The sequence below is a fragment of the Natronococcus sp. JC468 genome (assembly GCF_012163165.1).
GTDB classification, from domain to species: domain Archaea; phylum Halobacteriota; class Halobacteria; order Halobacteriales; family Natrialbaceae; genus Natronococcus; species Natronococcus jeotgali.
Window position 1 is genome coordinate 1 of the sequence record NZ_JAAVUO010000043.1, and the last position, 25676, is coordinate 25676.

Below are 25676 nucleotides of genomic sequence, written 5' to 3' on the forward strand. Positions count from 1 at the left end.
GATGACCTCATGACCGAGATCGACCATCTCTTCGTTCACTCAACAACCGAGGCTAGCGTGCAAAGCTGAGTCAAGTAGTTATAATGAAGGCTACGAGAGGGGGAAATCAGGTGTCCCGGAAACCCCCCTTTCCGGGACAGCAGCTTCGTCGGAATTGTGGAATGATTTTTGGTCAGCGACTCCATTTCCTCATCGAATCGGTAATGTAATTCATCCAAACTGCCACTCATCCGATTCAGATCCTTTGATTAACCGACTCATCCCGACGCTGTCTAGTGATTTAATCGAGCCCGTACGTTTATTATGTTGAACCACGAACATATATTGGAATGGTACAATCTATCACTCTTGACACGGCGAAGGTGTTAATTGATGCAGCAGAGCAGAAAGCCGAAGAAATCGACAACCCGATGGTTATCACTGTCACGAACAGCGAGGGAAACCTCATCGCGCAACACCGAATGGACGACGCGTGGCTCGCATCTGTCTCCATCTCGCGGAACAAAGCTTACACGTCAGCAGCGCTAGATATGTCTACACACGAACTCGCCGAGCCGTCCGAACCTGGTAACTCGCTGTACGGGCTCCAGACGACCGACGAAGGACGGATCGTTATCTTTGGCGGCGGCTATCCGCTAGCCGACGAAGAGGGAGACGTCGTCGGCGCGTTCGGCGTGTCCGGTGGCGCTGTCGAACAGGACATGGAAGTTGCGCAAGTTGGCGTCAGCCGCTGGGAAGAAATCCGAGGTGAATGATCAATATCCAATATCAAATCAACTGCTCCAGAGGATCGATCACTTGTCTGTGACGCTTCGGGGTCGAGTCGATTGGGCGGTCTTTGAAAGCGTGAGAAGACCGAACGCAGAGACACCGAGGGCGAGGGCAGCGATGCCGACGATGAGGAGCGTATTGGTATAGCCGACGACTGAGGCGACAGCAACGAACACTGGCGGACCGAGTGTCGTTCCGAACTGAAGCACGCTTGTTCGGATACTCATAATCCCGCCACGGAATGCATCAGGCGTGAGTGTGTTCAGTGCTGTATCGGTGATCGGTTCTGCGAATCCCTGCCCGATACCGAATAGGAACAATGCGCCGGCAAGGACGACGATTGAAGGGGCGAGTGCAGCGAGTGTCATCCCGATACCGTAGGTCACAAAACCGAGTGTAATGATCCGTGGGGGCGAGAGATGGCGCATGAGACGGGATGACTGTGAGGACGTCAACCCCATCGTCACCGCTGGAAGTCCGAGCAAGAGACCGATCGCTCCGGAGGAGAGGCCGTAGGATTCGTCGAGAATGAACGGGATGACCGTGAGCTGTGCGCCATAGAGAATAAAGAAAATCCCGAAAATAGCGATATACAACCCGAGAGCCAACCGAGTTGGGACTGATCGTGCTGCATTAGCAACGTATGAGAGTCCGGACGAACCCATGCTACTTTGGGGTTCAGGAAGCACCGCAGAGCCGGCAACGGCAACGACAATGCCCAGGCCGAAGCAGACGAACGGCGCGGCCCACGAGAGCAGTGCAAGGCCACCGCCTAGTAAGGGGTAGCCAGCCGCGCCGATGGCGAGGATTGCCGCGTTCAGCCCAATGAGACGACTCTGCTGTTCCCCCGAAAACAGGTCACCAAGCAATGTCACGGTGAGACTCATGATAGCACTGCCAGCAGTTCCTTGTACAACGCGGAGACTGAGAAGCGTTGTAAATCCGTCGACAAATACGACTGCAATGCCACTCACGCCAAACAAGAAGAGTGAGGGAACGAGCACACGCTTGCGACCAACGCGGTCAGCGATGAGTCCGATGAATGGCGTGAGAACAATACCGGGCAAGGTAAATGCCGAGATGAGGAGACTCGCTTGACTCGCTGAAATGTTCCAGGCCGCCTGAATCGTTGGCAGCGCTGGGCTGATGAGGGAGACACCCATCACACTCACGAGCGTACTCGCAAAGATGATGAGGACTGTCTGTGATTGTTTGATGCCTGTGAGTGGGTTGGATAGAGATGTTCTCATGGATATTGTCGTTCGAAGTTTGCTTGCCGAAACCGCGTCGAATAGCGCTGTATACGGTAGTTGGGCGTAAGTGAGATCCCGCCGAGGCAGCGGTCCACGTTATCAGGTCCACAATCAGCGTACCGGCGGACCAACAGAAGCCGCGTACCAACTCAGTTGCATACCTGCGGCACCGTACTTTCTCTAGAATTGGTCAGGGAGAGTTTCAAGCTTACGCACTGCCTTCGTATGCCTCGGAGCTGTCGTAGTCCCAGATAATGAACTCAGCCTTCTCATCTACTTTACAACTGAGGGTTCCGAAGAATAGCTCTCACAGAACTGGTGGATCGTCTGTACGTCCGATACGATAGCGCCAGCCAACATCCTCGCTGCTTGGAGTAGTACCGTGGGTTGTGCTTGGAAATTATTCCCCTGCCCCACCCATAAGGGATATTTCTCTGGGCAGAACGTCGGGGAGAGGTGACCCACCGCTAGTTTACCTGTTCATAGAGTTCGATGACGTCGTCGTAGTTTAGTCGATCGTTCTTATCGAAGTGTAGGCGTCGGGATGCGTCCGAACTGGGTCGGATTCGAATTCCTCAAACAGCGTCACGGCATCGTCGTAGTCCAGTTGGCCGTTGCCATTGATGTCCTCGTAGCGGTCGTCTGCGTCGTGGTTGCTTGGAAGGGGGCTACTCCCTTCTGAATCCGACGGTACGATCGCCAGCGGGCCGACATTGACTATCCCTGGACTGGTGTTCGTCTCGGGTGTATCGCCGTCCTCGTCATCTAGTTGGTCGATCTCGATTTCGATTTCGGTTGCCCCAGCAGACTTGCCGGCAACTTCGATGGTAGCAAGTGTCTGAGTCTCTCCACCAGAGCGGACGATGATCTCGTCCTCCAAGTCGGCGACCCGGACGGTCGCAGCGGTGCCGTCGTCGGCGATGTCGATTTCGGAGAGTTCGACGCATTCAGCGACCTCAATAGCCTCGATCGTGGTAATGTCTGTGTTGGCAGGCTTGACCGTGGCCGTTAGACCAGAGAGTCCGGAGGGGAGCCAGCGCGCACCGAGTTCGAGTTCGTCCGTCTCTCCGTTCTGTAGCGCCGCGGCGTCAACACCGAGGGTCACGGGCTGGGGCTGGATACCCGGCTTATCAGCCTCGATCGTGAACGTCGCATCCGTCCAAATCGGGGAGCCCGGTTCGGTGACATAGTCAAGCACCTTGCACTGAGTCTCCCAGTTGTCGGGCGTGACCCGCACCTGAGTATATCCACGCAGGTTCTTGTTGTACAGGACATTCTCATTCTCGGCGAGAATGTGGTCCGCGTCATCGCGGAGCTCGGTGCCGTCGCTGCCTGAGGAAATCGACGTACCCGCGAACTCAGCGCCAACGACCGTCTCACCGTTGGGATCGTACAGTTCGCTCACCCAAGTCGTATGGACGTCACCAGTGACAACCACGGCGTTGTCGGCGTGCTCGCCCATTGCCTCGGTGACAGCGTCTTGGTCGGCGGTATAGCCGTCCCACTGTTCGGTCCGCCAGCCGTCCTCCTCTCCCTCAGTATAGTCCATTCGAGCGATCGGCAATTGGTTTGCCAGGACATCCCAGGTGACCCCGGAGGTCTCGAGATTCTCGAGGAGCCATTCACGCTGTTTATCACCGAGGATTGTACGATCCTCGTCATGGCGCGCCGGACATTCCGCGAGGATACCGTCTTCACATGCGTGGTCATCGCGATAGTGACGCGTATCTAGGACGTTAAACTCAAGAAGGTCTCCAAACTGGTAATTTCGGTAAAGCTTCTGGTCTGGGCCGTCGGGCTTTTGTTCCATCCGGAATGGCATGTGTTCGTAGTAGGCTTGTAACGCGGCCGCGCGACGTTCCAGGAATTCCTCAACGGTCTCCTGATCCCAGGGCTCTTCTTGGATATCACCGGCCCAGTTGTTGTCGACCTCGTGGTCATCGCGGGTAACTAGCCACGGTGCACTCGCGTGAGCATCACATAGGTCAGGGTCGGACTTGTAGAGGCCGTACTGGAGCCGGTAGCGATCGAGTGAGATCGTCTCGTCGCAATATTCCTGGGGGATTTCCATATCCCGAATACCGCCGTCGGTTTCGATGCCGTACTCGTAGATATAGTCGCCTAAGTGGATAATGAGGTCGAGTTCCTCCTGGGCCATGTACTGATAGGCTGTATAGTAGCCGTCGGGCCAGGACTGGCAGGAGGCAAACGCAAACTCGAACTCGTCGACGTGCTGGTCGGACGCAGGCGCAGTCTTGGTCCGGCCGATCGGACTAGCCGCGCCGCCTGCCTCGAACTGGTAGTAGTACTCCGTCGCTGGCTCGAGGTCAAAGACCTCGACGTGGACGGTGTGTGCGTGCTCGGGCTTAGCCGTCGTCGTGTCCGTCTGCACGATATCGGTTAGATCCTCGTTGGTCGCGATCGTCCAAGTGACCTCGACGTCCTCTTCAGCCATGCCACCGCCGATCTCCAACGGTTCAGGAGCGAGCCGCGTCCAGAGTACGACCGAGTCCGGCAGCGGGTCACCGGACGCGACACCCAGCGAGTACGGGTCAGACTTGAACCTCCCTGTATCGTCAGATGCGGCTGAGGCTTGACCGGAGAAGCCGATAGCCGCCGCGACTGAGGCAGCACCGGTCCTTCGCATGAATTGTCGTCGGTTCTGTCCAGTCAAATCTTGATTTAATGGATTGGAATTATCCATTCAACCGAGGTTTGCAATGGTACAGTATACTATTTTTATAATTTTAATATATCTATAGATCAATCACTCTATATGAACTAAGTGGGTAATATACCGGTCCGTACACCTTGGGTTCCAAACCTATCGGTAGACATGAGACTCTTCCAATAGTGAGAAATTCAACTGCCGGCGCTTCAGTCAGGCGATCATTGAGGCGAATACTGTATTGTAAGGCGGAAACGTTTCAGGTGTGTCCCGCTATGGTTGGACAAGTCAACGTCCCGCTCGAACTTCGCCAGTGCATCATTATTGTAGCTCTCTCAAACCTGGCGTCAAAATACATCATACCTCTTTCAGCTTTACCGAGCCCACTCGAGCCATCTCTTCATTCTGGAATTATCTAGAGAACTCTTCTATCCGGTAAAGTAGCGAGTTCTATCCGTCATTCTCTTGTAACCACCCTGTGTGATATGTCATGTTGAGAGGCAAGCGTCGGAGTTTACTACAAACTGCGACGTTGACCGACTGAATCACCGAGATTGTTTAAGAACCATGTCCACCATAGAACCCGCCCCAAGCAATCCCGACGTTCAGCATACAGATAGCCACGGCCGTGCCTGAACGTGGCTCGAGCTGAATCAAGTCAAACTACTCCTAGACGTATGCCTATCTGACGCTATCGCTCCCTACCTGCAGGATAGGAACGAAATGATAGTCGCGCTACTGTATGATGCTGGACTTCGCGCCGGCGAGTTGTGCACTCTCGATGTGAATCACTTAGACCGGCCCTGGTGAATCGTTGTAATGCGTCGGGTTGGTGTGTCTCAGCGTCTATCTGAGACCAGCTAATCGCTTCGTCACTGGCAGATTCCCTCGAGGTTGCAGGGATGGTCATTCCGAATGGACGTTTCAACCAACGTTATCTTCTACGAAAAGTCGCCGCCGTCTAGTGATTCATCAGAGCCATTGAGAGCAATCAGTCCCTTGGTGCTGGATTTCGATCAACCGGCGCCGTCTGGACCGACTCGAGTGCAGCATGCACGGCGTCGTTTTCAGCCGTCGCCTCGAGATACCACCGCCGGCGCTCGTCGTCCCGGTAGATCTTCGAGAGCGACTGTCGGGAGAGCGGGAGTCCCTCGGCAGCCGACCGATACGACTCGCCGTCCTCGATCGCCTCGAGCAGCTCGCCGAACTGCTCCCGGTCGTCGCTCACGCCGGACTCTCCGAGGTCGGCGTAGTGGTCGGCGTCCTGGAGGCCGACGCCGTTCTCTCGGAGCCACTCGTCAATACTCTCTCGTTGGTGTTGGTCCGTCTGTTCATCAGTACTCGCTCGAATGTAGGTCGCGTGATCTATCCTCGGTTACACCGTCTCTCTCTTCAGCTTGCACACTTAAAGAACGATACTCGCTTACAACCTGTAAGCAAACTAGTACCCGCTTACAGGGTACAACACTCCAAGCCGACCGTGCCACTACTGATCCATGTCTTTGAGTGCTGCCGGCGGAACGGTGTGACCGCACGGCGAGACCACCGCTTCGCTCGGTCCGTGAACGATAACATTCGTAATCGTCTCACCGCATACGGGACACTCGCTCATTCCTCAATCTTATCGGGACGGGTCACAACTCGAGCCTCAGCCTCGAGCCGCGCGCTTGTGGTCGATATCTGGCTTGCTCTCCGGCGGCTCCTGCTCGAGACGTCGCAGTGGGATGGGTAGAGTCGCCACATTACTCCCTCTCGTGCCGGCACCCGTTCGGTGGCCGACAGCGTCGCAGCCGATCGATTCGAGTACCTCGCGGCCACACGAGCGACACCGGAAATACCGTTCGCCTGTCAGCTGGCCATAGCAGTCGTACTCTGGGAATGGGCCATCCCATGGGTCGCTTTCGCCGCTCTCGAGGATCTCCGTGTCGTCCGCAGCTTCGTGAACGGTTATGCCGCCGTCGGTTGCGACCGATCGGCTCGAACTGGCGCCGGCGCTCGGCTCCAGTCCATCCGTGATGTCGTCGATGAACTCCCCGAACGGCAGAGTGATTGCACTCTCGTCGCCCCATGTTGGGATCTCTCGGACCCCAGCGACAAACACATAATACCGAACATGTTCCTGTTTTTCCGAAGTGGATACCAGATCCTCATGAGTCATCCGATGCTCTACTGGAGCGACAGTCCGAACCGGGTAACAGTGACTTCGAGTTGGCGACGAAGACCAGGGATGGACAGGCTCAGGAGAGCGTTGTTGACCGTTCGTCTGCGACTTCAGTGAACGCCTGCACGAGAAAGTAACACTCAGTCTTCCAGCTGGCTAGTTGCAATTAGACGACCCATTTCCGTGTGTGTTATTGACAAACATACTTTTGGACCAATATATTCGGGGCGGGGTTTATCCATTTCAAGTAGTTACCTGTACGGTATGGCAGACACATTGTATGATCGGCTCGGTGGAGAGGACGCGATCGGTGCCGTCGTCGATGAGTTCTACGATCGCGTCATCGCCGACGAACAGGTCGCACACTACTTCGAGGACGTGGACATGCAGAGACAACGCGCCCATCAGGCCCAGTTTATCAGTTCGGTCGCCGGTGGGCCAGTCGAGTACACAGGTGGGGAGATGGAGTCGGTCCATGACGGCATGGGTATCGACCACGACGACTTCAACGCTATTGCGACCCACCTCGATGACGCGCTGGCCGAGTTCGACGTTGACGACAATAATCGGGAGGCTGTTCTCAAAGCAATCGACAGCTACCGAAATGCGATCGTCGTCGCGGCGGACTGATCCAAGCGAGGAAGAGATGTGTTTTCGACCGCTGTTGACACCCGTAGTCGCCGGTAGTGGCCGTTCGAATCAATGAGCGGGACGAGAAGATTCCGAATTAATTTCACAATTGCGGGACATCGAACGCGAACGCCGACTTCAGCAGACGTGAAAAGAGGATTCACACCAATACACGATTCATACATGGGTGTCTGTCTACCGACTCATCTTTAGTTTTCAAAAGGGACAGGTGTGCCTAATCGAGTATAGAACGTGTACGCGCCGCGGAGATGATTAACCTGGGATGTCAATAGAGCCAGTCGCTCGAAATCTACAGTTCGGAGTACTGATGCATTTTTGCTCTCGGCCAGCAAATCTTTAGCCACTTGACCTGCTCTGTCTGGGACAGTTACTCGTCGTCAACCAGTTTCGTTCGGACATAGTACGGGCCTTCCCAGTCTTGGACCCAATCGGGAGCTGCAGGATGAGACCGCAGCTGATTTGCTTCATACGATTCGTCAGGAAACACGGTTCCTTCCTCGTCAGTCCCGTCCTCCCACGGCACTATAAACGTCACTGGGTCCCGATTTTCGGCAGGGTTTAGTTGTTTATCTGACCCATCATCTAGGTGGTACGGTCCATCAACCCATTCCTGCGGATTAAACGTGATCGCTATCTCTGGCTTTTTGTCTGTCATGGCTGTTGGTATTCTGTCAATCTAGTGTATTCGAAGGAAGAATAAAAAGAGCGGGGCAGTTCCCACATTTTTAGATGCAGAGCATCTTCATCCTCCTAGAATAGTAACTACCTCGAAGAGGCAGAATTCCAATAATCATCGCGTAAACCTGCTTGACGGGTGTTTCAGCAGCGAATGTGACGAACTAATAGAGTTTCAACAGAGCCAGATTCAGTACTACGACCACTTGGGAGCAAACTACTACGACGATCCGGAAGCAACCACCAAGAAGAGCACAGCCAGTATCCCCCAGGTGAACAGAACGGGTCGTTGAAACGGACGATTCGAATCACAACATACCGATATTCAATATTCACACAATGCAAGTCGAATTCGACCGTGACACCTGCACAGGAATCTTCAACTGCGTTCACGAGTGGGAGAAGTTCATCGAAGATCGTGATGTGGGTAAAGCAACGCTTATTGAGAGCGATGAATTCGAGACTAATCACTACAGACGAGACGTTCCCGAGGGAGAAGAGTTCGATGCAAAAATGGCCGCTCGTGTTTGCCCGGTAGACGCAATCACTGTCTATGATGAGAAAGGTGAACAATTACTACCATAACCAGTTTTGACTCCCGTTTCAGATGGTGAAGTGGAACATTTGACAGTTACGTCGTTTAATGATCCCTCAACCCAATATCCTCGATTACTAGAATTTGAGATTTCGTTTGATCGACTCACGTTTCAATTCCTGGATTTCTTCAGTGATCGGAATGTCCTTCGGACAGACGGTCGTACACGAAAATTGCGTGTGACACTGCCAGACCCCATGTTCCTTGTCCAGGAGTGGTAACCGTTGGTCCTTCACGTCCTTTCCTTCTCGTTCATCGAAATAGAACCGATACCCCTTGACGATAGCCGCAGGACCAATGTACTCTTCGTCAGTTTGGGAAGGATTACACGATGAGGTGCAACAGCCACATTGAATGCAGCGGGAAGCCATCTTGATCTTCTCGCGGTTCTTCCGACTCTGTCGCTGTTCTTTCAGGTCATCGTCAGAGAGATCGTCAGGTTGGAAGTAGGGTTCAACGGCCTCCATCCGTTCATAGAAGTGGTCCATATCGACGACGAGGTCCTTAATCACGGGTTGGTGGGGAAGCGGCTCTACACGGACTGGTACGTCGAGATCCGAAATTTGTGTTTGGCAGCCTAGTCGCTGTCGTCCGTTAATAAAGAACCCATCACTGCCACAGACGGCCATTCGGCAAGAGTGCCGAAACGTGAGTGATGAGTCGAACTCATCTCGAGCATAGATGAGCGCGTCCAGAACAGTCATCCCCCGTTCGTACGGAACGTGGAACTCGTCGAACCGGGGCTCCCGTTTGCTCTCGACGTCGGGATCATACCGGAATACTTCGAGGTGGATCGTTTCGGTATCGGATCGAGCAACCGTTTCTGTTATCGCTTGCGACTGAGCAGCCTCTGCCCGCTCTTGCTTCCGATCAAGCCGTTGCTGCTGGGGTGTGTCCTTGTAGCCAGTCCCCTTTGTTGTCTCTGTCTTCTTCCGAGAGCTTGTGGAGTCCATTATTCGATGTAGGCGCGGACAACATGCCCGCCACAGCCGCATTGTTCAATGTACTCCCATCGAACGTCCGAACTCCTGAATTCCTTGGCGAGCTCATCGTAGAGGTACGTCTCGGGGTGGCCATGCGCTTCGTGCGTAACGAGATTAACATGGTGGCTGCTAGTCGTGTGTTCGATGGCCTCAACCGCGTGTCGCACTAGTAAGGTGCGATCGTCTGCGTACTGTGGCTTCTCTAGGTTGGCCGACCATGAGTTGTCGTGTGTGCTGTCCGTGACCGGTTTAGTTTCGCCATGACCGTGGTCATGATCATGAGGATAGTTAGCCATAGTCAGAAGTACGTGTGTGACCCCGATAAGGGATTGGGTGACACCAGTTCTAGGCAAATAGATTCGTCTGCATCAGGAGTTTATCAGTTTCGCGAGCACTGTTTCGAGATCTGCGATCAGATCGTCGACGTGTTCAATACCGACAGGAATTCGAATCAATGAGTCCGATATCCCTGCAGCGGTCCGTTCTTCCTCGGTAAGGTACGATGCGGACATTGTTGCAGGGTGATCCGCAAGCGACTCCGTTCCACCGAGACTGACTGCTAATATAAACACGTCAAGTTCCTCGAGGACAGCCCGCGTCTCTGCACTCGTCGCGTCCAGTTCGAACGAGACGATACCGCCGAAACCGTCCATCTGTTGCTCGGCAAGATTGTGCTGGGCATGACTCTCTAGTCCAGGGTAGTTGACTCGAATCGTCGCAGGATGATCGGCGAGATATGTCGCGATTTTCGCGGCATTTGTCTCGTGACGATCCATTCGGAGAGGAAACGTCCGAAGTCCACGGAGCGTGAGATAGCTGTCGAAAGGTGCAAGCGTTCCTCCGAGGTTATACGACTGTGTGTGAGCGATATCTTCTGCGCTCGATTTGCTGTTGGTCAGAACTACCCCGCCCATCGAATCGCTGTGTCCGTTGAGATATTTCGTCGTGCTGTGAACGACGATATCGGCCCCGTGATCGAGAGGGCGCTGGAAGTACGGTGTCGCAAACGTATTGTCAACGACGTAGGTTGCATTGACCGACGCTGTGATGTCGGCTATTGCCGAGAGATCACAGAGCCGCAGTAACGGATTCGTCGGCGACTCCATCCATACAAGCGTGGTCTCATCGGTAACTGCCTCATCAACAGCGTCTGTATCCGTCGCATCAACATACTCAACGGTGACGCCAAGCGAGTTGACCAATAATTCCTCGAATAGAAGTCTTGTCCCCCCGTAGATGCCGTCGAATGCGACGACGTGGTCGCCCGACTCGACAATAGATAGGCAGGTCGCTGCTATCGAAGCCGTTCCTGACGCACATGTGATGGCGTGTTCGGCACCACTAAGTTGTGCGAGTCGCACCTCAAGTGCATCACGTGTCGGGTTTCCGAACCGAGTGTACTTGTATTCGTGATCCACATTACCGGGAGCACGCATTTCGTGCGTGGTGGTAAGGTGGATTGGTGAGACGACATCTCCGGCATCTGTGACGCCTACATTGCGCCAATCGAATTGTGTAGCGACGGTTTCAGTGTGATATCTCGAGTCGTCCATTAGTGTCAGTACGATCGTTCTGGTCTTTCAAAAACGAACCGAGGGAGCCCTCCCCCCTCTGTGTACGATCTGTATGCTAAGCAGACGACCAAAGTGACGTAATTCGGGATGAGAGATATTGCTCTGTTTATATTGGCGAGTGATAGTGAGGAGTCGACCTCTTCTTTGCCCTGAATGGAATTACATTCGTGTACGTGACAATGGCTAATCTTGTGCTCGACGATACTCATAGTATCCGGACGAACGTAGGACCCTTGTGCCGATATCAGTTCGTCACGTCGATAGGGGTGCCTGGCTGAGTGTTAATGGAACGCGGGAACTCGGCGTTAGCAATCTTTGGTGGTTTACTGACATCGAATTCTGTGACTGCGAAGTGACTGACTTTCTCGCCGAAGGCTTCGCCGAAATTGGTGTCGATGGGAGCAATATTGAGGCACGACTCGCTGGTCGGTGCATCCAATGTGGAACCGAGGGGACCACTCATTGGCTTACACTTGGCCGTATGACCGGTGCGGCCGATCGGGAGTTTCATCCTGTAGATCGGAACGCGATCCAAGATCTCTCTCCCTACCGACGTTGATCGACATGAGCTGACGGTACGTGCCGTGTTCTTCCAAGCTCGTTTATCTCAACCGAAAGCGTTCCCGGGACTTCGTTACTCATAGTACCCTGCAACGTGACTCACCCGAACTAATAGGTGGCTACAGGGTATGAGCCCATCTCTATTCGGATAATGGTAGAAAAGAGATTATGTACGAATCTAGTGTCAAGATCATTGGTCGAACGCTTTTGACTCGAACACAAGAGCCGATCTATTCTGATCAGTACAGATGAATCACGTATCGATAAGCTCGAAGTCTGTGCCGTCACATTCGGGGCACGAATTCCAATTTAGTGGGTCAGGATCAGCATCGCTTATCGCTCGCAAAACGAATCCACAACCCTGGCATTCACTAAACTGGTGCAAGCGAGCAAACGTATGTGCTTTCTCCGTTTCGGCGTTTTCCCCTGATAATTTGGTACCGACCGATAGATAGTAGCGTTATAGAACACTAGAGCAACAGTACTTTCCTATCAAGTCACAGAATGAACGATAGACTGATACCCCGCAATGACGAGAGATGAGAGTCCGATCGGCGGAAAACCGGCCAATATGTTTCGGGCTATGAGCGGAGTCATGGATCCACTTCGCGAACTTGATCCGGCATACTTCGGACTCGTCATGTCAACTGGTATCATTTCGATCGCATTTCTTGAATTGGACATCGGGACGGTTTCGTGGCCGCTTGCAGTGTTTACTATTGCTTCCTACGTAGTTCTCATCGGTTTATTCATAGTCAAAATTGTGGCATTTCCGCGCCGCGTAGCTGCCGATCTTCGAAACCGAGAGCGCCACTGGGGAACACTTACGTTCGTCGTCGCCACTAACACCGTCGGCACGCAGTTCGTCCTGTTCTTCGAGGCGATCACGATCGCGACCGCGCTCTGGACGATGACCCTTGTCGTAACGCCGATCTTACTCTATTACCTATTCGGGACGGAGTTTATTGGCGCCCGGAAAACAGCGGTCAGCGAGCGCATCGACGGTGCGTTCCTCCTGGTGATTGTCTGTATGCAGTCACTCGCGGTTCTAGGCGGGTTGCTCTCGAACGAACTGTCTTCGTACGCGGCCGACATCGTCTTGCTGAGCATGAGTTACTACGGAGCGGGATACGTCCTCTACTTCGTCATCGTCACGATCGTGGCGTACCGCCTCCTCGAGGGAAACGTCCGCCCATCAGACTGGACGGGACCATACTGGATCACGATGGGCGCCGCAGCGATCACAACGTTGGCTGGGTCGACGCTCGGGCCACGTCTGGAGTCAATTCCCGCCTGGGAGCCGTACGCACCGGTGATTCTCGGGGTCACGTTTCTCGCGTGGGCGATCGCGTCGTGGTGGATTCCGCTATTGCTCGTCGTCGACATCTGGAAATTTCTCACCGGTGATATTGAGAGTAAACCGCCGCTGTGGGTCACCCTCGTACCGTGGTCGCGCATCGCGGTCGGTCGGCGACTGAACACGTACGAGCCAGCGACATGGGGGCGGGTCTTCCCGATGGGGATGTACACCGCCTGCACACTAAACCTCGGAGGGATTCAGACTTTCAATACACTCCGGATCGTTCCCGAGTACTGGGGCTGGTTCGCACTGTTCGTGTGCGGACTCACGCTCTGTGGTGCGGCCAGGGCGTCGGGCCGAACACTGTTGTACGCCGTGTTCGGGATCGGTCGTGCCGCCGATTCGAAGTGATGACCGGTTTTGAACCGCGCTCGAGAGACTATCGGTCGCGACAGTCAGATGTCTGCGCTATTGGGATAGTAGTGGAGGACGTCATCGCGCCAGCCGCCGTAGCCCTTGCCGATGTCCTCGAAGTCCTCGACGAACTCGATCCGGGTGACCCACTTCGCCATCTTGTAACCTAGTTGGCTCTCGATCCGAAGTCGGTATGGCGCACCGTGGGCGATGGGCAGATTATCGTCGTTCATCTCGTAGGCCAGAATCGACCGGGGTTCGCGGGCCTTGTCCATCCGGATGGCCTCGTAGTAGAATTCCGGCACGTTGTCATCGACCTCCTCAAAGGGGCCGTCCTCAGAGTACTCCCACTTCTCGTCGAGCGTCCAGAAGACGAGCCACTCCGCGTCCTCGTGGGGTTCACAGCGGTCCATGATCGCCGATAGCGGGACGCCGCCCCATTTGGCGTAGTAAGTCCACCCTTGAATGCAGTCGTGGCGGGTGATATGTTCCTGTTTGTCCATTTCCCGGATCTCCTCAGGGGTCAGTTCCAGTTCGTTCTCGACGAGTCCGTCGACCGTGATTGTCCAGTCTTCGAAGTCATTCTCGAAATGAGTCCGGTACTCGTCGTTGCGCGGCGGTTTGCCGTTGACCCGGGCGAACTCCGAGGCTTCCGGCCTATCGTCGCCCTCGACGAACGAGACGTGGTGGAAGAGTCCCTTTAGGAGCGGATCGACGCCGATCTCGAGCGCGTTCTGTGTCCGATACGGACGTTTTAGTGAGATCCAAGTGGCAAAGCCGGCAAACCCTATAACGATCGCAACGCCTAGTAAGGTGAGTGCGATCGTCAGTTCGGTTGATGCTGCTTCACTCCCGAGGACGATCTTGCCCATCTCCGCCCAGAATCCGTGTGCGGCGACGAGTGCGACGTGAACGAACAGGAAGATGTTGAACGCGACAAAGCCGATGAAGTGGAGGCTCCGGTTAAACTGTCGATTCGTCCCGAACCAGTCGGGGAACTTCGCCCGAAAGACCGGAGCCTGGAAGATCCCGGTAAGGATCATCAGCGGCGAGAGGACAAAGATAACGCCGAAGTACGTGAGTTGCTGGAGCGCGTTGTACCCCTCAGTATGGGGAATCTGGAGTTGTGCATACGCGACCAGCGCGTCCCACGCTTGCGGGAAAATCTCGAGTGATGTCGGCACGAACCGCGTCCATTCGCCCGAGATGAGGAGCGCTCCCACGTAGAGGACACCGCAGACGATCCATCCGATTGCCCCCCAGAAATGCCAGTGGCGCCCCATTCCAATGGCATCCCGTCCCGGGAGCGATATCAGCGACGACGGCGGATCGATCTCATCTTCGGCCGCCCAGAGGTCCTCCCCGTCGATGGCTTCCTTATCAAAATCGGTCGTCCGCTCCTCGTCACCGACTCGGAGCCATACATCGCTTGGCTTAGCGTCATCACTCCAATAGAGCTTAGGATGGCTCATGAGGATCTCGTACCCGCTTCGGAACAACAAGATGATGAAAAAGAAGTTAAACCAGTGTGTGATCCGAAGCCACCATGGGTACTCGAGACCACTTGTCATAGTCTGAGTATCGGAAGCGATGGCTATAAGACTAATCCCCCTCATCGGGCGATAGCAGGCACTTATCGAACATATTCGGCCATCTCGTCGATAACTCTGATATTAGTGACAACAGTCAATCGTACATCGCTGACTCTTTTTTGCAATAAATTCGTATCGATACTCTTAGTCAATAAGGGGGAGTGCTACTCCAAAGATCCACGGTGAGAAAAACCCCGTAATGATTCCAATACCAATGAGCAAAGTGAATAGTGTGTGTTCCCAAGAGGGAAGGGGACTGAAGAACATCTGACCAAGAATCTCACCGCTGGCGCCGAGTAAGAATAGTCCCAGACCAAACAGGAACCCTCTTTTCGCCCAGTAGGCGTGATCAAGGTTACTATGATGTCCCATAGCCCATGATACAGACATACTCTGGATTAACAGTTCTGCTCTACAGGCTGGACAGGCCGAGTGCCTCGGTGTTTGACCCCAAGGGGTTCACTGCGCCCCTATTGCAGGTTTCCAATCCGCTGATAAGCGTCTTTCGTCGCTCTTCTGTAGGGGATTGTTGATACCGGTCAGCTGCTCTCGAGCCGAAGACGGCGAGGACACCACATAGTGATATTCAGAGTCATCCTTGTGACACCCTCGAGACCCGAACGTCAGCAGCCCCCGGTCCCAACGCGAGCGTTCATAATCACTCTACAGGTGAATGAAACGAATAACACGACGGCAGCTAACACGGAACTGAGTGTAACTGCCAGTACTGCCAGTAGGCCAGCGAAAATCACGACAGCGGCCACGGTCTGCTCGGCTCGTGTCGGAACAGAGTTCACGTTGTCCTCTTACTTTCATATTAGTCTACAAGATGTTACCACTCGGAATCGATCGCCTTGCCATCACAGCGTGACGTTGAAGATGATCCCGCCGGCCGAACGCACTTTCCGTTCGCGGTCAATCGACACCTTATGCACGCACTCGCGTTCGAGCTCGCCGCAACGGATCTCGGCGTGGTCTCGGAATCGATCCCGAACTGGCTGGCGGCAACCATCGTCGTTCTCGTCGCTTGGTACGGCTCGAGACTGGTCACCGAGGCGAGTCGACCGCAGGTTCTCGAGCGGATGCAGCGACGATCTGTCGCCGAAGTGTTGTTGCGAGCGGTTCGAGCGGCGGTACTAGTTCTCGCCACCTTCGCCGTACTCGGTATCTACGGCGTTGAACTCTCCGACCTCGTGCTATCAGCAACCATCCTCTCGGCCGTAATCGGCGTCACCCTGGCACCGGTCGCCAGCGACATCGTCGGCGGCTTCTTCATCCTCGCGAACCGACCCTACGAGGTCGGTGATATGATTGAACTCGTCGACCGAGAGGAAAGTGGTTACGTCGTCGACGTTACGCTGCGGTACACGAAAATCCGTACCCTCGAGAACACCTTTCTAGTCGTTCCGAACTCAACGATCCGCAGTCGGGACGTCGTTAACCTCTCGGCCGACGACGAGCGTACCCGCGTCTCGATTCCCTTTCTCGTTACCTACGAGGGTGATCTCGAACAGGCACGGGCTCTACTCGAGGATGCCGCCGCGGGGATCGACGGCGTCGTTGAGGGCGGGCCGGGGATCGCGATGGGTGGGACGAAGTATCCTGCCCAGCCGCGGGCGTTCATCGAATCCTTCGCTGACCACGGTGTTCGACTCCAGCTTAACTTCTGGGTCGAACGCCCCTACCTGCCACGGATGATGCGCTCGAAGATTCACGAGGAAGTCTGGGACCGGCTCGAGGACGCCGACGTCGAGATCGCCTACCCCCACACACATCTGGTGTTCGACGAAACCAGCGGCACCGCCCGCGTCGCCGTCGATCGCAGTCGGGGCGACGCGCGTCCCGAGACGGTGCCGCAGGACGGCGGCGGCGAGGACGACGGCGGGACAACCGTCGCCGGCTGATCGGCTACCACTCCAGTGTTTTGGTCAAGACCCATCAGGATCTTCCTTCTTGACCAGCACGGCTTACCTCGCGTACCCAACAGAGCAAGTCTCTCGCTCGGCTTCGAAATTGGTGAATTCGGAGTTCAGATTGATGGTTTAATAACTATAAATAAAAATGTAAAGTTAGAATTCCTTCATTTTGAGAATGTTATTTCTCTTCTGTGACTGATCGGAGATGTGGGTACGGAATATTGATATCGGCATCATCGAGTGCTGTCTTCACTGTCTCGAGTACTTCGTCTTCTGCTTTCCACATCTTTTCTGTATTCGGCTTCCTAATCCAGAATCGGATCCGAAGAACAACTGAGGAGTCCGCTAACTCCTCAATCCGTACCGATGGAAACGGTGTTTCTTCGACCATCTCAATTGATTCTACTGCTTCTTGAGCGACCTCCCGGGCGGCCTCGATATCCGCATCATAGTCAACACCAACATCGACCGAAAATCGTAGTCTACTTTCCTTGCTCCGGTTCCGTATCCTCTGGCTTCCGATCACTTCGTTTGGGATGACTACATGCTCTCCATTCGGGCCACGAATTCGAGTGTGGACGATCGTAATCTCGGTAACAATCCCACGATCTTCGCCAACAACGATCCAATCTCCAATCTCAAATGGACGCGAAAACATCAGAATGAACCCTGCAATGACTGAACCAAGTGTTTCCTGTGCGGCAAATCCGAGAATGACTCCAATAAGACCAGCTCCAACAAGAAGATTAGAAATGTCGAAATTCCATATCGTGAGAACGAAAAGCGCCGCGACGATAAGAAGAAGAAGCTGTAATACACGTGTGATGATCTCACGATCATGTCGGTCAATTCCGGAAGTGTTTGTAGAAAAGGCGTCTATCCAAGAGGACGTAGCGACCACTCCGAGATATGCACAGATAAGTACAAAACCAGTTCCTAACAACCGTGAGAGTGCTGGCCACATAGCTGTAACTAACTCTACGGTGTACCACACTGGTGACTCATATCCCCAGAGATGAAGTACTCCAGCGAGTCCGCTACCCAAAACCACTACCTGACCGATCCGAAAAATGCTGCGTACAATCCACCCGAGCGGAAGATACTCGTTCAATTCGTCGTACTGCTCATGAATACTTTCATTCTTCAACATCCGCCTCAAGTAGCGAGGACCTCGTGGAAGAAGAATCAAAAGCAACCCAGTGACGAAAAGAAACACGGTCGTTAGCAAAAGCCGCTGTTCCTCAGGGGAAATAAATGGAAGTGATGAGGCTATGTCCTCAAATAATGCATTGGGCCTCATTGATCCCGGTAGTGCTCACAGCCAAAAACATCTATTGAAAGCACTTGAAGTCCAGATCGGCACTGATGGGATGAAAGCCCGCTCAGACTCGGGACGATGGTCGCCCGCCGCTCAGTGTCGGGGCCACAGCGGTGTTCGGCTATCGTCAAACACCGTTCGTGTTTGGTACTGCTTCCCCCTTTATCGGAATAACGTGGTTCATAGTGAGGTATTTGTGAACACTCAGAGCCATCTAGAAGATCAGAGACGGAATGAGCTTACTGTTGAGTCACCCGAATTCGACGGACGGTGACCTCGGCAAGCTGCGTAAAATCCACTGTATCCGGCATGACATTGACAGCCATCCCATGCTTGTTGACAGCACGTTCTGTCGGTGCTCCTATCGCACCAACAATTGTCTTCTCTAGCCCGCGTTGTAATGTAGTGACAGCGTCGCGTTCAATCGCAATCTCAACGAAGTGCGAAACCGTCTTTGGCGACGTGAATAGTATCCCGTCCAGTTCACCGTCTACCGCAAGTGAAACTGACTGTCCCGCAGTCTGCGGTCGTTCCAAGCGATACAGGTGCGTTTCGCTGACGACTGCACCAGCTGCTTTTAGTCCTTCAACGAGCACGCCGCTACCGTGTGCACTCCGGGCGAGTTCGACAGTTTGACCCTTGACATCGGCAGACAACTCGTCGACGAGTCCTGTGGATGTGAACGTCGACGGAACGACGTCGACTGAATAACCCCGATCGCGTAATGCGGTTGCGGTCTGATCTCCGACGGCACAAACAGTGGTATCCCGTTGTTGCCACCCAGCTTTCGCAACCAGGTCGACACCGGTCTCGCTCGTGAAAATACAGTAGTCCGCATGTTGTGGAATTTGACCAGTCGGCATGATTGCCAGCATCGGGTCTGGAATCGGGGACACACCGAGTGACTGGAGATACTCGACCGCCTCAATGATACGGCTGTCGTCGGGCCGGAGAACAGCCACCGTTGGCTGGGACATACTAGACAGTTAACCGATGCTGGACTTGTGTGTATCGAGAATTAGTGACTAATATCGAACAATGTTGTAGCGGTTGTGAATCCACATCGGATTTTCTGAATTCACGCTCTATAGGCCTGCTAACCCGACTGTAGTCTCATCTTCTAAATCTTCCAGTAGTTGTGATTGCATCGTCCAATGCAGATGGAGTGAGAAGTTGTCTCACCACCTTATTTCAGAAGGTTTCACTTGGAATAGCCGATACAGAGATAGTGCAGACTGTGCGAACTTCACTGTACTTTTCGTCGCCAGTCGCCAACAGAGCGTAATGGGAATTCAAAGCTACTTTGAATCCGATCTCCGGTTCTACTATGCGGTTGGTGGGTTCGTGATACTAGTTTTCATAAGCGGGATCGCTGTATCAGCAATATTGGAACTTGCTGTCATTGATCAGCGGCTCATTCCGCTCATTGTCGGATTCTTCTTGTTCATGTTCGTCTACTTTATCTCGGTAAGCGTTCAGGCCCTTGAACCGGATTCGTGACGCTATCATTTTTGAACATACTGTTCACTCCTTCCCCTGTATACGCTCCAACGTTGGCTAAGCTCACTCCTCGTCGCTCTCCTCACGATCACGACGCGCCTGCCGACCGGCCGGTGTATCGGGCCAATCGTCACGCTTGTACTCACCGGCGTGTTCGGTATTGATATGCTCAGTAAATTCTTCCTGTGCTCCGAACGTCCTCGATCAGTCGGGTGACGGACACTCGTAAGTCTCGACGTCGTCGGTCACACGCTAATCTACTGATTCGGTGGGAAAGTTCTCTAGGTCAACGGTCTTAACCTACACTCTCTGGAGAGTCGCCCCGACGTTGGGTAAGATCAGCCGTCTCGAGGCGTCGTCCTGGAGCTCGGCGCCGGCGTCGGTTACTCTCCTCGAGATCATCTCCGGGGACGGCGATCAGGAGTACTTGATCGTCGAGGTGAAGAATAGCACCAGCGAGGACACGATTCGGCGCGGGATCAAGGAGACACTCGAGTATCTCGCCTTCTTGCGTCTCAACGAGGTCTACGTCTTTGGACAGATACTGAGGATTCGCCTTGAGCGTACTGTCAGTTGTCGATAGTCTGCTCGATCGCTTCACCCTCTTCAGAAAGCGAATAAATACGCTGCCGTGCATCTTTGAACGAGATGTTCTTCTCAATTAACCCACTCTCTTCCAGCTCAGAGAGTGCGTACCGCGTCGTCCGTGATACTAACCGTGATTCTTCAACGAGTTCCTGTTGGGTAAGCGGGCCCTCTTGGGCAAGAACCAAGAAGACAAGCTTTGCACTTGGAGGAAGATCCGCCAAGAGGTCAGGGGACGAGCGTACCATTACGTGTGCTAGAGGTCAATATCATAGAACTGTTTTACGCTATTCACCTGCCCTATGAATATAATCATTATTAATATAAAGGATAGTGGCACTGTCTAGTTCCTTGACTTCGCACCTATATGAAGAGGTCATCGACTTCATGCATGAGATCATCGATGCTTCGGCTTGGGCTGGAAAGAGCCCATGAAAGGAGATTTTGGATGGCTTCACGGAACGAGAGCTTAAGATCAGCTCGAAGAGATGTGGCTCGTGAGAGCACCGTTCCCAGAGCGCTTTGTGCAACACCGAGCTTCAGCAAACTGTAGGCGAGCATCAGCAGGTGCCAGTGGCGACTGGCACCTGCGTGGCTTCGCAACTCGCAGTCTCCCAAACCGAGGTCCTGCTTCGTGTCTCTGAAGAACGTCTCGATCCGCCATCGCATCGCGTATAACGCGATGAGATGGCTCGCTGGCGCGTCGATCTTGTTGCTCACGATGTACTTGATGCTCCTCTCACCGTCTTCGTCACTCGATTCCTTCTCCGTGATCAGCACCTTCACCTTCCCTAGCTTCGATACCTGTAGCTTCTTTGTCCAGATATGGTAGATCTCGCTATCGACAGTGCGTGGCTGCGTGTCGATGCGCTCGGCCAGCGCATCGACACGCATCCGTTCGCTTGCGTAGACGACGTTTCGATCACTTTTGATTGCAGAGACCCATTCTTTGTCGTATCCTTCGAGATGATCGATGAATTCACCCGAGCAATACGGGATATCGAAGAGATAGGTGTCCGCCGGGACACCTATCTCGATGCACTCATCGACAAGTTCTTTCGCTAGCTGGACGCGAGTTTTGCTGTGCTTCTCGTAGAGTCTGAAGCACAGCGGGTAGGTGGTCTTCTTGTCTGCGTAAATCGCGTAGCTGAGATTCTGTCCCCAGATATGTCCGCGAGTAGAATGATCGTAGAATTTCCCGGCGTTCGGGATGTTCTCACCGGTTTTGTGCGTGAAGGTGTCGTCGATGATGACGACACCTTCACTGCTCCACCGCGTTTCGTTATTAGTCTGAAGAAGCTCCAGTCGTTCCCTGTTGAGGCGATCCTCATCCCAGTCGTATTCAGTGAGGAACTTGTTGAGCGCTCGTTCGCTTTTCGCCGGTAAAACGTGCGTAGCGATGCCGTCTACGGTCTTGTTGCTGGCCGCAACAAGACCGGTTACGTACGTTTTCGCGTGATGTTTCTGATGATACGAGAACGTGTCTAATTCGTCGATCGGGTCTGTGCAGGAGAGAAACGACGTAATCGGGAGCATTTGGGCATCTACGAGAGTTAGGCGTCGAACGAAGATAAACGTGCGAAGTCAAGTAGTTCAGCACTTCTGGTGTAGAACGGTGTTTCAGAAGCTGTCGCGGGATCCTTATTGAAAGATGGGTGACTCACTTCCCTTGGGAAGTGTGCTGAAGTAGTCGACTCTTCGCTGCTCGTCGATTGAGTCTCACTTGTGTCAGAGACTAGATGGTGGTATCACGGGTTTCGCTCCACGGTCACCGTTTCGACGTCTTGCGGTTTTCCTTATTTAAAAAGTGCCCTTCATCCGGGTGTCCGAACCGTGCCCGCAAAGCCGCTCGTTATCGGTTTCGCTTCGTAAGCACCTCCTGATAGACCTCGAGCGTCTGGTCGATGTCGTCCTCGATGTGGGCGTAGCTGACGAACTGGCTCTCGAACTGGTTCGGCGGGAGGAGAACGCCACGATCGGCCATCGCCGGCCAAAAGATGCGCTTCCACCGGTCGGTCTCGCCGGCACGAACGTCGGCGCCGGTTTTCGGACACAGGTCGTATCGCGGACAGTCGGGTCGCTGTTTGCAGCCCGCCCGGCAGTGTCCGTCCATCGTTTCGGGAGCCTCCCGCGTAAACAGCAGTTTGAACATCGATCCCGTTCCGGCAACCGTGTACTCGGGGGCATGGTCTTCGACGATATCCTGTAAGCCGGACCGGAGACGCTCTCCGAGGTCGTCGACGTGTGCATAGACATTGTTGGCTTTCGCAAATCGGAGCGTCTCGAGACCGGCGGCCATCGTTACCGGATGGCCGTTGAACGTCCCCGACTCGAAGACCTCGCCCGTCGGCGTCAGTTTCTGCATGATCTCGGCGCGGCCGCCGACCGCGCCGACCGGGAAGCCGCCGCCGATTACTTTCGCGAAGGTCGTCAGGTCCGGCTCGATCCCGTATTTCCCTTGTGCACACTCGAGGCCGCCGATCCGGAAGCCGGTAATCACTTCGTCGAAGATCAGCAACGAGCCGTGCTCGTCACAGAGTTCCCGCAGCGTCTCGTGATAGCCTTCGATCGGGAGGACGATCCCGCAGTTGCCCAGCAGCGGTTCGGTCAGGACGGCTGCGATGTCCGATCCGTGGCGGTCGAAGACGTCCCGAATCGCATCCTCGTTGTTGAACGGTACCGGGATCGTCTCCGCGGCGAAGGCGTCCGGGACGCCCGCGCTGCCCGGCTTCCGGTCGTCGACGTCGCCGTCAACGAGAAAGGACTCGTGGCCGCCGTGGTAGCCACCCTGCATGACGACAATCTTGTCTCGGCCTGTGTACCCGCGTGCGAGGCGTGCGGCCGCAGCGGTCGCTTCGGTCCCGGAGTTGACGAACCGAAGTCGCTCGACGCTTTCGACGTGATCGATGACGAACTCCGCGAGTTCGACCTCGACGTCGGTCGGGACGCCGTACATCGGGCCATCGTCGACCGCCCTCGATACTGTCTCCCGGACGGAATCGGGGAGGTCGTGTCCGAGCAAAAGCGGCCCGTAGCCCATGACATAGTCGGTGTAGCGGTTCCCGTCGGTGTCAATGATCTCGGCACCCTCACCGTGGTCGACGAACGTCGGTGTCGGCTGTGGTGCCGCCCGGACGGGCGAGTTGACGCCGCCGACGAGCGATTCGAGAGCTCGATCGTAGTGTTCGTACGAGGTACTGTCGTGGTATTGCATCGTTGATCTATCGCTAGTAAATATGGCTATTCACTCCCAGAACTTGATCCCTCGTTTGACACCCTCGCGTTTTATCTCCTAGATGTGCTCCATAATGGCTCGGTAGAAATACTATTCTTCAGACATACAATATCTAAAACAGCAGTTCGCTAAAGCCTGCGATTGGCCTCAACGATTCACTCAGACATTTCTTCGTCATACCGGCGGACAAGACTCCCAACGTACCAGAGTTTCAATATCATAGAAGCCAGTCCACCCAGCGTTGCTCTAATCGGCTGTTTCCGATAAGCGGAGACAAATGAGTAACCCGTCACCGGGATGTTGAGCAGGTTGAGTACGTTCGGATATGATACCCCAATCACACCCTGTTCTTGCTCTTCCGTCCACCACCTTTCGGCAAGCACTACTTGAGTCATCCACGCATCGTTGTTCTCCGGTGATGAGAACAGCAGCGGGTTGATCGCTGTAAATACCACCGTAATAACTGCGAGTTTCCAACTTCGATGATATACCGCATAGAGAAGGACGGGGAGCACGAGTACACGACTCCAGCCGCTTTTCGGATTCGAGTGCCGCTTCCAGAAGGTTTCCTCAAACTCCTCAAGTGAGGGCATATCTAGAGAGTGGAGTACTGGTAGCAAATAGACTTGGCATCATGTCCTCACCATAGACGGTCTATGCACAGCCTGTACTGGCCGCAACGGGACGAGATATTTACTTACTGAGTATTTCAACAAAATCATTTAACCTAATCAACTATAATACCCCCCAACGTGTCGATAGTAAGTCTGAAGAAAGGCGCAAATCTTTTCTGTGCGACAGGCGTCTCACAGAGTAATGAGTACTGATACTGGCGGCCCCGGCGGAAAAGATAGTAATGGGACAACCAAAATCGACGTCCGAGTCCCGACAGAATTGCTCGAGGAAATCGACGAAGAGTACCAGCGTCGTGGCTACACTTCACGATCTGAGGCAATTCGCGATGCCCTCCGTGACTGGGTCGAACCGACGGTACAGCTTTCCAAGGAAACGCTCGAGGACCTCGCTGCCAGTCGCGAGCAGCGGGAGCATGGCGAAACCCACAGTGCCAATGATGTCCGTACACGACTCGGACTCGACGGCGAGGAATGACAAACGTCGAGTATACCGAGCAGGCGATCAACCACCTTGAGAACTTTGATCCACAGATCGCCGATCGAGTCATGAATAAAGTTGATGAGGCAACTGAGTGGACCGAGCACCGGCTTGAACGACTCTCTGGATATCCATACTACAAACTCCGTGCCGGTGACTATCGCGCAATCATAACATGGGACAAAGCTAAGGATACTCTCATCGTTGAGGCAGTCGGCCACCGCCGGAACGTATACGACCGTCACCTCCCTCCATAGCCGACGAGCCAGGAGACTCGAGATAGGGAACCCAAGCACGAACAGCTTCCATGGTCTGAAACCACCACTGGTGGGGTAACAATGTTGAACATATAATCGAACTCGTCTGGAATTCGCTCCAGACGAAGTGTCTCAACCGCTGCATTTCGGACACAATTCCCCTCCAGTCGGACGTCGCTGGTAAGAAACCGATTACAAGCGCCCACACAAGGACGGGCATCTGGAGGGTTCGATTCCGTTCGATCACGCCGAACTCATTGGCGATCTCTTCGCGGGGTTCAGACGAAAAGCGTAGTGAGTCAACACATAATCAGTACTTCACAAAGCCGGTTAGTTAGAACGTCTGCTTGCTGCGAATGTGCCTAGCAAACAGCAGCAAGCAGACAATGAAATCCACGAAGACCAGCTTCTTAACTTTCTCGTCAACGCTCTCGGTGAGGAAGTTGCTCTCAATCTCGGCGCTAATGCTGAAATCGATGCTGAGGACATCTACGAGGTCCTCGTCGGCGCGTGCGCCGACGGGACCTCGGTCTCGACACTGTGTGGCTCCAGCA

The 25676-nt window shown here is 54.1% G+C and carries 25 protein-coding genes and 1 pseudogene; 10 read left to right on the forward strand and 16 right to left on the reverse strand.

Going from position 1 to position 25676, the window contains the following annotated elements; translation table 11 throughout:
- Positions 1-329 precede the first annotated feature (329 nt).
- Entirely contained in the window at positions 330-755 is a 426-nt protein-coding gene (locus tag GWG54_RS17215) for a heme-binding protein (RefSeq protein WP_167938930.1), read from the forward strand.
- Positions 756-794: 39 nt separating this feature from the next.
- Here GWG54_RS17215 and GWG54_RS17220 read toward each other — a convergent pair whose 3' ends face one another.
- From GWG54_RS17220 to GWG54_RS21000, 4 genes are all read right to left on the reverse strand, one after another.
- Complete coding sequence (locus tag GWG54_RS17220) at positions 795-2021, reverse strand: MFS transporter (protein WP_167938931.1); 1227 nt, start codon at positions 2019-2021, stop codon at positions 795-797.
- A 511-nt stretch (positions 2022-2532) separates the two neighbouring features.
- Positions 2533-4671 carry an alkaline phosphatase D family protein gene (locus GWG54_RS17225; protein WP_209438507.1) on the reverse strand — a complete coding sequence of 713 codons (2139 nt, stop codon included), beginning with the start codon at positions 4669-4671 and terminating at the stop codon, positions 2533-2535.
- Positions 4672-5683: 1012 nt separating this feature from the next.
- Positions 5684-6061, reverse strand: a complete 378-nt coding sequence (locus GWG54_RS17230; protein ID WP_167938951.1) for a recombinase family protein — start codon at positions 6059-6061, stop codon at positions 5684-5686.
- Positions 6062-6340: 279 nt separating this feature from the next.
- Positions 6341-6850, reverse strand: coding sequence for a hypothetical protein (locus GWG54_RS21000; protein ID WP_167938928.1), 510 nt, complete (start codon positions 6848-6850; stop codon positions 6341-6343).
- 267 nt (positions 6851-7117) lie between these two features.
- On the opposite strand from GWG54_RS21000, the gene GWG54_RS17240 reads away from it, so the two are divergent.
- Positions 7118-7483 carry a group 1 truncated hemoglobin gene (locus GWG54_RS17240; protein ID WP_167938932.1) on the forward strand — a complete coding sequence of 122 codons (366 nt, stop codon included), beginning with the start codon at positions 7118-7120 and terminating at the stop codon, positions 7481-7483.
- A gap of 388 nt (positions 7484-7871) precedes the next feature.
- Here GWG54_RS17240 and GWG54_RS17245 read toward each other — a convergent pair whose 3' ends face one another.
- Entirely contained in the window at positions 7872-8159 is a 288-nt protein-coding gene (locus GWG54_RS17245) for a hypothetical protein (RefSeq protein WP_167938933.1), read from the reverse strand.
- Between the two features lie 359 nt (positions 8160-8518).
- Here GWG54_RS17245 and GWG54_RS17250 point away from each other — a divergent pair, with 359 nt between their 5' ends.
- Positions 8519-8764, forward strand: a complete 246-nt coding sequence (locus tag GWG54_RS17250; RefSeq protein WP_167938934.1) for a ferredoxin — start codon at positions 8519-8521, stop codon at positions 8762-8764.
- A gap of 87 nt (positions 8765-8851) precedes the next feature.
- Here GWG54_RS17250 and GWG54_RS17255 read toward each other — a convergent pair whose 3' ends face one another.
- From GWG54_RS17255 to GWG54_RS17270, 4 genes are all read right to left on the reverse strand, one after another.
- A complete protein-coding gene (locus GWG54_RS17255; protein WP_167938935.1) occupies positions 8852-9727 on the reverse strand; it encodes a succinate dehydrogenase/fumarate reductase iron-sulfur subunit in 876 nt (291 codons plus the stop codon).
- Positions 9727-10053: a CGCGG family rSAM-modified RiPP protein gene (locus GWG54_RS17260; RefSeq protein ID WP_167938936.1), complete on the reverse strand. Its 327-nt coding sequence runs from the start codon at positions 10051-10053 to the stop codon at positions 9727-9729. Before GWG54_RS17260 ends, GWG54_RS17255 begins: the two co-directional genes overlap by 1 nt.
- Positions 10054-10125: 72 nt before the next feature.
- Positions 10126-11310 carry a PLP-dependent aspartate aminotransferase family protein gene (locus GWG54_RS17265; protein ID WP_167938937.1) on the reverse strand — a complete coding sequence of 395 codons (1185 nt, stop codon included), beginning with the start codon at positions 11308-11310 and terminating at the stop codon, positions 10126-10128.
- 265 nt (positions 11311-11575) lie between these two features.
- Positions 11576-11842: a hypothetical protein gene (locus GWG54_RS17270; protein WP_167938938.1), complete on the reverse strand. Its 267-nt coding sequence runs from the start codon at positions 11840-11842 to the stop codon at positions 11576-11578.
- Between the two features lie 645 nt (positions 11843-12487).
- On the opposite strand from GWG54_RS17270, the gene GWG54_RS17275 reads away from it, so the two are divergent.
- Positions 12488-13603: a tellurite resistance/C4-dicarboxylate transporter family protein gene (locus GWG54_RS17275; RefSeq protein ID WP_167938939.1), complete on the forward strand. Its 1116-nt coding sequence runs from the start codon at positions 12488-12490 to the stop codon at positions 13601-13603.
- A gap of 44 nt (positions 13604-13647) precedes the next feature.
- On the opposite strand, the gene GWG54_RS17280 is transcribed toward GWG54_RS17275, so the two are convergent.
- Positions 13648-15177 carry a molybdopterin-dependent oxidoreductase gene (locus tag GWG54_RS17280; protein WP_167938940.1) on the reverse strand — a complete coding sequence of 510 codons (1530 nt, stop codon included), beginning with the start codon at positions 15175-15177 and terminating at the stop codon, positions 13648-13650.
- A gap of 950 nt (positions 15178-16127) precedes the next feature.
- Between GWG54_RS17280 and GWG54_RS17290 the strand changes: the two genes are divergently transcribed.
- Positions 16128-17102: a mechanosensitive ion channel family protein gene (locus GWG54_RS17290; RefSeq protein WP_167938942.1), complete on the forward strand. Its 975-nt coding sequence runs from the start codon at positions 16128-16130 to the stop codon at positions 17100-17102.
- A 190-nt stretch (positions 17103-17292) separates the two neighbouring features.
- Here GWG54_RS17290 and GWG54_RS17295 read toward each other — a convergent pair whose 3' ends face one another.
- Together GWG54_RS17295 and GWG54_RS17300 are read right to left on the reverse strand one after the other, a co-directional pair.
- Positions 17293-18414 (reverse strand): mechanosensitive ion channel family protein, encoded by a 1122-nt coding sequence (locus GWG54_RS17295; protein ID WP_167938943.1) that lies wholly within the window; start codon positions 18412-18414, stop codon positions 17293-17295.
- Between the two features lie 257 nt (positions 18415-18671).
- Entirely contained in the window at positions 18672-19409 is a 738-nt protein-coding gene (locus tag GWG54_RS17300) for a uroporphyrinogen-III synthase (RefSeq protein WP_167938944.1), read from the reverse strand.
- Positions 19410-19716: 307 nt separating this feature from the next.
- Here GWG54_RS17300 and GWG54_RS17305 point away from each other — a divergent pair, with 307 nt between their 5' ends.
- Together GWG54_RS17305 and GWG54_RS17310 are read left to right on the forward strand one after the other, a co-directional pair.
- Positions 19717-19932, forward strand: a complete 216-nt coding sequence (locus tag GWG54_RS17305; RefSeq protein WP_138246919.1) for a hypothetical protein — start codon at positions 19717-19719, stop codon at positions 19930-19932.
- A gap of 328 nt (positions 19933-20260) precedes the next feature.
- On the forward strand, positions 20261-20515 hold the full coding sequence (locus GWG54_RS17310) for a hypothetical protein (protein WP_167938929.1): 255 nt from the start codon (positions 20261-20263) through the stop codon (positions 20513-20515).
- On the opposite strand, the gene GWG54_RS17315 is transcribed toward GWG54_RS17310, so the two are convergent.
- The 4 genes from GWG54_RS17315 to GWG54_RS17330 form a co-directional block, all read right to left on the reverse strand.
- Positions 20502-20765, reverse strand: coding sequence for a MarR family winged helix-turn-helix transcriptional regulator (locus GWG54_RS17315; protein ID WP_167938945.1), 264 nt, complete (start codon positions 20763-20765; stop codon positions 20502-20504). The genes GWG54_RS17310 and GWG54_RS17315 overlap by 14 nt on opposite strands.
- Positions 20766-20880: 115 nt before the next feature.
- A complete protein-coding gene (locus GWG54_RS17320) occupies positions 20881-22053 on the reverse strand; it encodes an IS701 family transposase (protein WP_167938946.1) in 1173 nt (390 codons plus the stop codon).
- A 316-nt stretch (positions 22054-22369) separates the two neighbouring features.
- The gene (locus GWG54_RS17325; RefSeq protein ID WP_167938947.1) at positions 22370-23731 is read right to left on the reverse strand and encodes a glutamate-1-semialdehyde 2,1-aminomutase; all 1362 of its coding nucleotides are present in this window, start codon (positions 23729-23731) and stop codon (positions 22370-22372) included.
- A 176-nt stretch (positions 23732-23907) separates the two neighbouring features.
- A complete protein-coding gene (locus GWG54_RS17330; RefSeq protein ID WP_167938948.1) occupies positions 23908-24345 on the reverse strand; it encodes a DUF6653 family protein in 438 nt (145 codons plus the stop codon).
- A 223-nt stretch (positions 24346-24568) separates the two neighbouring features.
- On the opposite strand from GWG54_RS17330, the gene GWG54_RS17335 reads away from it, so the two are divergent.
- From GWG54_RS17335 to GWG54_RS17345, 3 genes and pseudogenes are all read left to right on the forward strand, one after another.
- Positions 24569-24862: a ribbon-helix-helix domain-containing protein gene (locus tag GWG54_RS17335; RefSeq protein ID WP_167938949.1), complete on the forward strand. Its 294-nt coding sequence runs from the start codon at positions 24569-24571 to the stop codon at positions 24860-24862.
- Positions 24859-25122: a type II toxin-antitoxin system RelE/ParE family toxin gene (locus tag GWG54_RS17340; protein ID WP_167938950.1), complete on the forward strand. Its 264-nt coding sequence runs from the start codon at positions 24859-24861 to the stop codon at positions 25120-25122. Before GWG54_RS17335 ends, GWG54_RS17340 begins: the two co-directional genes overlap by 4 nt.
- A 358-nt stretch (positions 25123-25480) precedes the next feature.
- A pseudogene (locus tag GWG54_RS17345) lies at positions 25481-25676 on the forward strand (ISH3 family transposase); the annotation flags it as partial.